Annotated in this window: 7 protein-coding genes and 1 pseudogene; 3 read left to right on the top strand and 5 right to left on the bottom strand. The window is 72.3% G+C overall.

Annotated features, from left to right (window positions below; genetic code table 11):
* Nucleotides 1–636: pseudogene (locus BIV24_RS07875) on the top strand (hypothetical protein); the annotation flags it as partial.
* Between the two features lie 42 nt (nucleotides 637–678).
* On the top strand, nucleotides 679–1,305 hold the full coding sequence (locus BIV24_RS07870) for an HAD family hydrolase (RefSeq protein ID WP_079168074.1): 627 nt from the start codon (nucleotides 679–681) through the stop codon (nucleotides 1,303–1,305).
* 6 nt (nucleotides 1,306–1,311) lie between these two features.
* Here BIV24_RS07870 and BIV24_RS07865 read toward each other — a convergent pair whose 3' ends face one another.
* Nucleotides 1,312–1,563 carry a hypothetical protein gene (locus BIV24_RS07865; RefSeq protein WP_071365460.1) on the bottom strand — a complete coding sequence of 84 codons (252 nt, stop codon included), beginning with the start codon at nucleotides 1,561–1,563 and terminating at the stop codon, nucleotides 1,312–1,314.
* A gap of 175 nt (nucleotides 1,564–1,738) precedes the next feature.
* Here BIV24_RS07865 and BIV24_RS35960 point away from each other — a divergent pair, with 175 nt between their 5' ends.
* Entirely contained in the window at nucleotides 1,739–2,122 is a 384-nt protein-coding gene (locus BIV24_RS35960; protein ID WP_071365459.1) for a cold-shock protein, read from the top strand.
* Nucleotides 2,123–2,144: 22 nt separating this feature from the next.
* Here the strand turns inward: BIV24_RS35960 and BIV24_RS07855 are convergent, their stop codons facing one another.
* The 4 genes from BIV24_RS07855 to BIV24_RS07840 form a co-directional block, all read right to left on the bottom strand.
* Entirely contained in the window at nucleotides 2,145–2,999 is an 855-nt protein-coding gene (locus tag BIV24_RS07855) for a 1,4-dihydroxy-6-naphtoate synthase (protein ID WP_071365458.1), read from the bottom strand.
* Nucleotides 2,996–3,736: a futalosine hydrolase gene (locus tag BIV24_RS07850; RefSeq protein WP_079168073.1), complete on the bottom strand. Its 741-nt coding sequence runs from the start codon at nucleotides 3,734–3,736 to the stop codon at nucleotides 2,996–2,998. Before BIV24_RS07850 ends, BIV24_RS07855 begins: the two co-directional genes overlap by 4 nt.
* On the bottom strand, nucleotides 3,706–4,173 hold the full coding sequence (locus BIV24_RS07845) for a DUF2771 domain-containing protein (protein WP_071365457.1): 468 nt from the start codon (nucleotides 4,171–4,173) through the stop codon (nucleotides 3,706–3,708). The genes BIV24_RS07850 and BIV24_RS07845 overlap by 31 nt, the downstream gene beginning before the upstream one ends.
* A gap of 71 nt (nucleotides 4,174–4,244) precedes the next feature.
* Nucleotides 4,245–5,684, bottom strand: a complete 1,440-nt coding sequence (locus BIV24_RS07840; protein WP_245766697.1) for an MFS transporter — start codon at nucleotides 5,682–5,684, stop codon at nucleotides 4,245–4,247.
* Nucleotides 5,685–6,000: the final 316 nt, after the last annotated feature.

The following is a 6,000-nucleotide window of genomic DNA, read 5'->3' as shown; positions in this document are numbered from 1 at the left end:
GACATCTCCCGCAACGCCCCCTCCCCGCCCCACCTGGCCGGTGCGCACGAACTCGGTGACAGCGCCGCCCAGGCCGACTGGTGGCGGGCGGAAGGCGGCCCCGGCGGCGGTCCGTTCGGGGATGGCGTCCCGGGGTTCGTCGGCGGCCTGGAGATCCCCGAGCTGCTGAAACCGCCGCCGGGAGGCACGCCCAAGCCGGGGGACGACCGCAAGGACCCGGATCCGGGACCGGCCGAGGAGACCGCCCCCGCCGCCGAGGAGACCGCCGCCGCCCCGCGCCGTCGTCTGCCCCGCCTCAGCGGCCGGCCCAACCCGCTGCTGCTGCTCGCCGCCCTGCTCCTGGTCGCCGGTGCGGTCCTCGGCACCTGGCTCGCCCTGGGCCTGGGCTGGCTCATCGCGTGGGCGTCCCGCCGACTGACCCCCACCGAGTCCAAGTGGGCGGTCATGGGCATGCCCGGCCTGGCCGCGGCCGCCGGCATCGTCTGGCTCTGGGGCCGCATGGACGGCCGCTGGGGCGACCCGATCGCCCAGGGTCATACGAACGACGCGCTCGCCCAGACCTGGCCGTGGGTCGTCCGCGGAGCCGCCGTCGCGTCCGCCCTGTACCTGGTGTGGCGTTCGCAGCGCGTGAGGTGAGGCACAAGCGATCAGGGCGGGGCCGCAGGCGTGACGGGGACAATGGCCCCTATGACCTCTCGCGCCCTCACCGTCGGCTTCGACCTCGACATGACGCTGATCGACTCCCGGCCCGGCATACGCGCCTGCTACGTGGAGCTCTCCGCACGCACGGGGACCTACATCGACGCCGATCTGGTCATCACCCGGCTCGGGCCGCCGCTGGTGGACGAACTGGTCAACTGGTTCCCGGCCGCGCGGATCGACGCGATGGCCGACCTCTACCGTGAGATGTACCCCGCTATCGCGGTCACCGCGACGCCCGCCATGCCCGGCGCCCGCGAGGCGATCGAGGCCGTGCGGGCGGCCGGTGGGCGCGCGATCGTCGTCACCGCCAAGTACGAGCCCAACGCCAAGCTGCACCTGGAGCACCTCGGCATCGAGCCCGACGCGGTGATCGGCGACCTGTGGGCCGAGCGCAAGGCGGAGGCACTGATCGAGCACGGCGCGGCCGTCTACGTGGGCGACCACACCGGCGACGTCCGAGGCGCCCGCAGGGCCGACGCCTACTCCGTCGCCGTCGCCACCGGCCCCTGCCCCGCCGGTGAACTGAAGGACGCGGGCGCGGACGTCGTTCTCGCCGACCTCACCGAGTTCCCCGCCTGGCTGTCGGCGTACGAGCCCCGGTAGGGCCCGCTACGAGCGGCCGGCGCGCGCCCGCCTGCGGCTCTCCGCGATCGATCTGAGCAGCCCCGCCCCGGCCATCAGGAAACCCACCCCCATGAGCATGCTCAGGCCGAACATGAAGGTGGGAAAAGGCTTCGACCCGAGCAGCAACGGGGCCACGGTGACCATAGTGGCCACCGCTCCGATGAAGAACACGATCACACCGGCACGGATCAGCCAGTCGCCGGACGAAGCGGAATTCGCTTGGGTTTTGTCACGCACCGGACCAGGGTAGTTCCCAGCGCGAGGAACAACTCGGCGACGTCTTGTCACCGGCCCCCGGACCATTAGCCTTGGTACCGGCGGGTCCGTGCGGCCCGCTGTAGTGCTATCCAGAGCAGTTTTCCGAAACACTGCGCAGGCGCAGTGTCCGACGAGTACGAGGACGAGGACAGACGTGCCCACCGGCAAGGTCAAGTGGTTCAACAGCGAGAAAGGCTTCGGCTTTCTCTCCCGCGACGACGGCGGCGACGTCTTCGTCCATTCCTCGGTTCTCCCCGCCGGAGTCGACTCCCTCAAGCCGGGGCAGCGCGTGGAGTTCGGAGTGGTCGCCGGTCAGCGCGGCGACCAGGCACTGTCCGTCACTCTCCTGGAGCCGACCCCCTCGGTCGCGGCGGCGCAGCGCAAGAAGCCGGACGAACTGGCCTCCATCGTCCAGGACCTGACGACCGTCCTGGAGAACATCACCCCGATGCTGGAGAAGGGCCGCTACCCCGACAAGGCCTCCGGCAAGAAGATCGCGGGCCTGCTGCGCGCGGTCGCCGACCAGCTGGACGTCTGACCGCGCGGCACGGACCGGTCGGTCAGGGGAACGCGAGCGCGTTCGGGCCGAGGGGCGGCAGCAGCCCTTCGGCCGCCGCGCGCGTGAGCAGCCCCCGGATCGCGGCGTAGCCGTGCTCGCCCAGGTCGGCCGTGAACTCGTTGACGTACAGCCCGATGTGCTGATCGGCCACCGCCGGGTCCATCTCCTGCGCGTGCTCCATGACGTAGGGGCGCGACACCTCGGGGTCGTCCCAGGCCATCCGTACCGACGTGCGAACGGACTCGGCGAGCAGCGTCAGTGTGTCCGCGCCCAGCGCACGCCTGGCGATGATCGCGCCCAGCGGGATCGGCAGCCCGGTGGTCCGCTCCCAGTGCTCGCCCATGTCGGCGAGCTTGTGCAGGCCGTAGTCCCGGTACGTGAACCGCGCCTCGTGGATGACGAGCCCCGCGTCGACCTTCCCGTCCCGCACGGCCGGCATGATCTCGTGGAACGGCATGACGACGATCTCGCCGACCCCTTTGGGCACGGTGTCCGCGGCCCACAGCCGGAAGAGCAGATACGCCGTCGACGTCTCGCTCGGCACGGCGACCGTCCGGCCCCTGAGCTCGGCTTCCGGCTCCTGGGTGAGCACCAGCGGGCCGCAGCCCCGGCCCAGCGCGCCGCCGCACGGCAGCAGGGCGTACTCGTCGAGGACATGGGGCAGGACGCCGTACGACACCTTCAGCACATCGAACTCGCCGCGCTCGGCCATGCCGTTGGTGATGTCGATGTCGGCGAAGGTGACGTCGAGCGCAGGCGCGCCCGGGACGCGGCCGTGGGCCCAGGCGTCGAAGACGAAGGTGTCGTTCGGGCAGGGGGAGTAGGCGATCTGCAGGGGCTTGCCGGATGCGGTCATGCTGGTTTCCAACCCTCCAATAGGGGCGCGAGCTTCCCGAAGCCCTCGGTGAGGGCCTCCAGGGCGTCGCCGATGCGCCAGGCGGCGCGGTCGCGCGGGCCGACGGGGTTGGAGACGGCGCGGACCTCCACGACGGGGGTGCCGTGCGCCGCGGCCGCCTCGGCGACCCCGAACCCCTCCATCGCCTCGGCGAGCGCGCGCGGATGGCGCCCGCGTAGCTCTTCGGCGCGGGCGGCGCTTCCGGTCACGGTCGAGACGGTGAGCACGGTCCCGGTGCGGGCCCCGGTGGCGACGGCGAGGTCTCGTACGAGTGGCTGCGGCGGCCGGTGATTGACGGTTCCGAAGCCGAGTTCGGTGACCGGCAGGAAGCCGTCCGGGGTCTGCGCGCCCAGGTCGGCGGCGACGATGTCGTCGGCGACGACGAGCGAGCCGACGGGCGCGTCGGGCGCGAAGCCGCCCGCGATACCGGCACACACGACAAGGTCGTACGGGTCACCGCGCAGGGCGGCGGCGGTGAGCGCGCAGGCGGCGGAGGCGGCGGCGAGGGCGGGGCCGACGCCGGCGGCGACGAGGTCGAGGGTGCCGATCCGGCGCAGGGTCACCCCGGGCAGCAGAACCTCGACGGCCGGGGATGCGAACGCCCCGGCCACCGCGTCCCGTTCCACGGGAACCGCGGTGGCTACCAGGACATGCGCGGACGACGTGGTCAGGAGCCCTTCTTGAGCTTGAAGGACCACAGGCCCGTCACCGTGTTCTCGCCCGCCTTGACGGAGACGAGCGTGGAGTTGCCGCTGGCCCCGTACTGCGCGTTGAAGAACACGCTGCCCGGGATCGTGCGGTAGGTCTTGTTGCTGGAGTCGGTCAGCGGCTGACCGTTCATCAGGATCGTCCAGCCCTTGTCCGCGATGTCCGGGTCCACGCCGAAACGGACCGTCGCATCGGGGTCGACCGTGATCGACTTGACGTCCTTGGACTTGAGGCACTTCACCAGCATCTCGGTGCTCACGGTCTTGCCGTCGTTGTAGCAGTCACGCCCGGCCTGAGAGCTCACCGAGTTCGAGCCGACCGTGATGGTCGCCATCGGCGTCGGCTTGTCACAGGCGGACAGCAGGAGAAGTCCGGCGGAAACGGCGCCGAGGACGGCTACGGCGCGACGGGAAGGCAGTGCGGTCATGGCCGAAGGCTATCGGGCACGTCCAGCCCGCTCCCCACGTGGGGTGCGCGACGTGCCGCGCACTCGTGCGATCAGGTGCCGTGCGCCCCGCCGGTCAGGCCATCCGTGGTCCCGCGCCGGGCCGAGGCGAGCAGCCCGCGGACGGTCGACAGCCAGCCCATGGCGACGATCGCCGCGCCCACCGCGAGCCCCAGCACCCCGTTCAGCGGCAGCACGATGCCGATCGCCCCGCCCAGCACCCACGCCATCTGCAGCAGCGTCTCGGAGCGCGCGAACGCGGACGTGCGGACCGCGTCCGGCACGTCCCGCTGGATCAGCGCGTCCAGCGACAACTTGGCGAGGGCCTGCGCGAACCCGGCGACCGCTGCCAGCAACGCCACCAGGAACGTGCCGAAGAAGACCGCCGCGACGATCGCCGCGCCCCCCGCGATCGCCACCACCGTCACGATGAGCACTTCCGGAGCGCGCGCTTTCAGCCAGGCACCGACGGCCGTGCCCAGAGCGTTCCCGACACCGGCCGAGACGCCCGCGATGCCCAGGGACACCGCCGCGCTCTGCCCGGCGAGCGGGTGCACCCGCAGCAAAAAGGCCAGAAAGAAGATCAGGAAGCCGGACAGGCAGCGCAGCGCTGCGTTGGCGGCCAGGGCGTGGGTGACGGCGGGTCCGACCGTGCGCAGTCCGGGCCGCGGCTGGGCTGTCTTGCGGCGCGGCCCGTGCAGGTGCTGGGCGTTCGCGGCGAGCAGCGCGGTGTCCTCGCCCTTGGCGGAGTCGACCTTCGGCGGCAGCGAGAACGACAGGAACGTTCCGGCGGTGAACAGCGCGAAGGCGCCGTACAGCGGCCAGTCCGGGCCGATGGTGTGCAGTCCGGCGCCGATGGGAGCGGCCACGCCGGTCGCGAGCAGGCCGCCGAGGGTGACCCGGGAGTTGGCCTTCACCAGGGAGAAGCGGGGCGGCAGCAGCCGTGGCACCACGGCGCTGCGGATCACCCCATAGGCCTTGGAGGCGACGAGGACACCGAGCGCTGCCGGGTACAGCTCCAGGCTTCCGGTGGCGACCGCCCCGGAGATGACCAGCGCGAGCAGGGCGCGGGCGAGCATGGCGCCAGCCATCGCGGCCCGGCGGCCGTGCGGGAGGCGGTCGAGGAGGGGGCCGATCACGGGCGCGAGGAGTGTGAACGGCGCCATGGTGATGGCGAGGTAGAGCGCCACGCGCCCGCGGGCCTCGTCGGTCGGCACGGAGAAGAAGACGGTGGAGGCGAGGGCGACGGTGATCATGACGTCTCCGGCGCCGTTCACCGCGTGCAGCTCGATCAGCTTGCCGAGGCCGGACTCGCCCGCGCCGTGCGCGTGGGTGGCCCTGCGGATGCCGCTGACCGCCGCGGTGAGGGGTAGGCGCAGGACACGGCCGACCGCGCGGACGGACCCGGCGAACCGGCCCGAACCGCCACCCCGGCCGCGCCCCTCGACCCCATCGATCCCGGGGGTTTCATGGGAAGATCTCGCGGCTGCCACCTCGTCATAGTGCCCCGAGAAGGGCGGGCGTGGTGCGGTTGCCGCGCGTATCGGGCCCAGTGGGGTCATGACGGCGGCTCCGCGCCGCGCCTCGGCGTCGCACCCGGCATGGCGCGGCAAGGACCCCGCTCCGGGCCAGCGCAGCCACTCGGTGTGGGCCCAGGGGTCCGGAGAAGGTAGCGTGCGTAGCGCGCCCTGGCGGTTGTTCTCGGCCGCGCGCCTCTCGTCCATCCCTCAGAATGGATGGGGTAGGTGCGCCCGAGCGCGATCGGGCGCGGACGTCGACGCGGTCCCCCGGTCCGCTCCGTCCGCACCT

The organism is Streptomyces colonosanans (assembly GCF_001866645.1).
In the GTDB taxonomy this organism is placed as follows: Bacteria; Actinomycetota; Actinomycetes; order Streptomycetales; family Streptomycetaceae; genus Streptomyces; species Streptomyces colonosanans.
The sequence above is the reverse complement of the archived record's forward strand: the minus strand, read 5'-3'. Positions and strand labels throughout refer to the sequence as shown.

Bases quoted from the DNA above. Each gene is read 5' to 3' on its own strand.
- BIV24_RS07870 (WP_079168074.1), top strand. From the start codon at position 679: ATGGCCCCTATGACCTCTCGCGCCCTCACCGTCGGCTTCGACCTCGAC.
- BIV24_RS07855 (WP_071365458.1), bottom strand. From the start codon at position 2,999: ATGACCGCATCCGGCAAGCCCCTGCAGATCGCCTACTCCCCCTGCCCG.
- BIV24_RS07845 (WP_071365457.1), bottom strand. From the start codon at position 4,173: ATGACCGCACTGCCTTCCCGTCGCGCCGTAGCCGTCCTCGGCGCCGTT.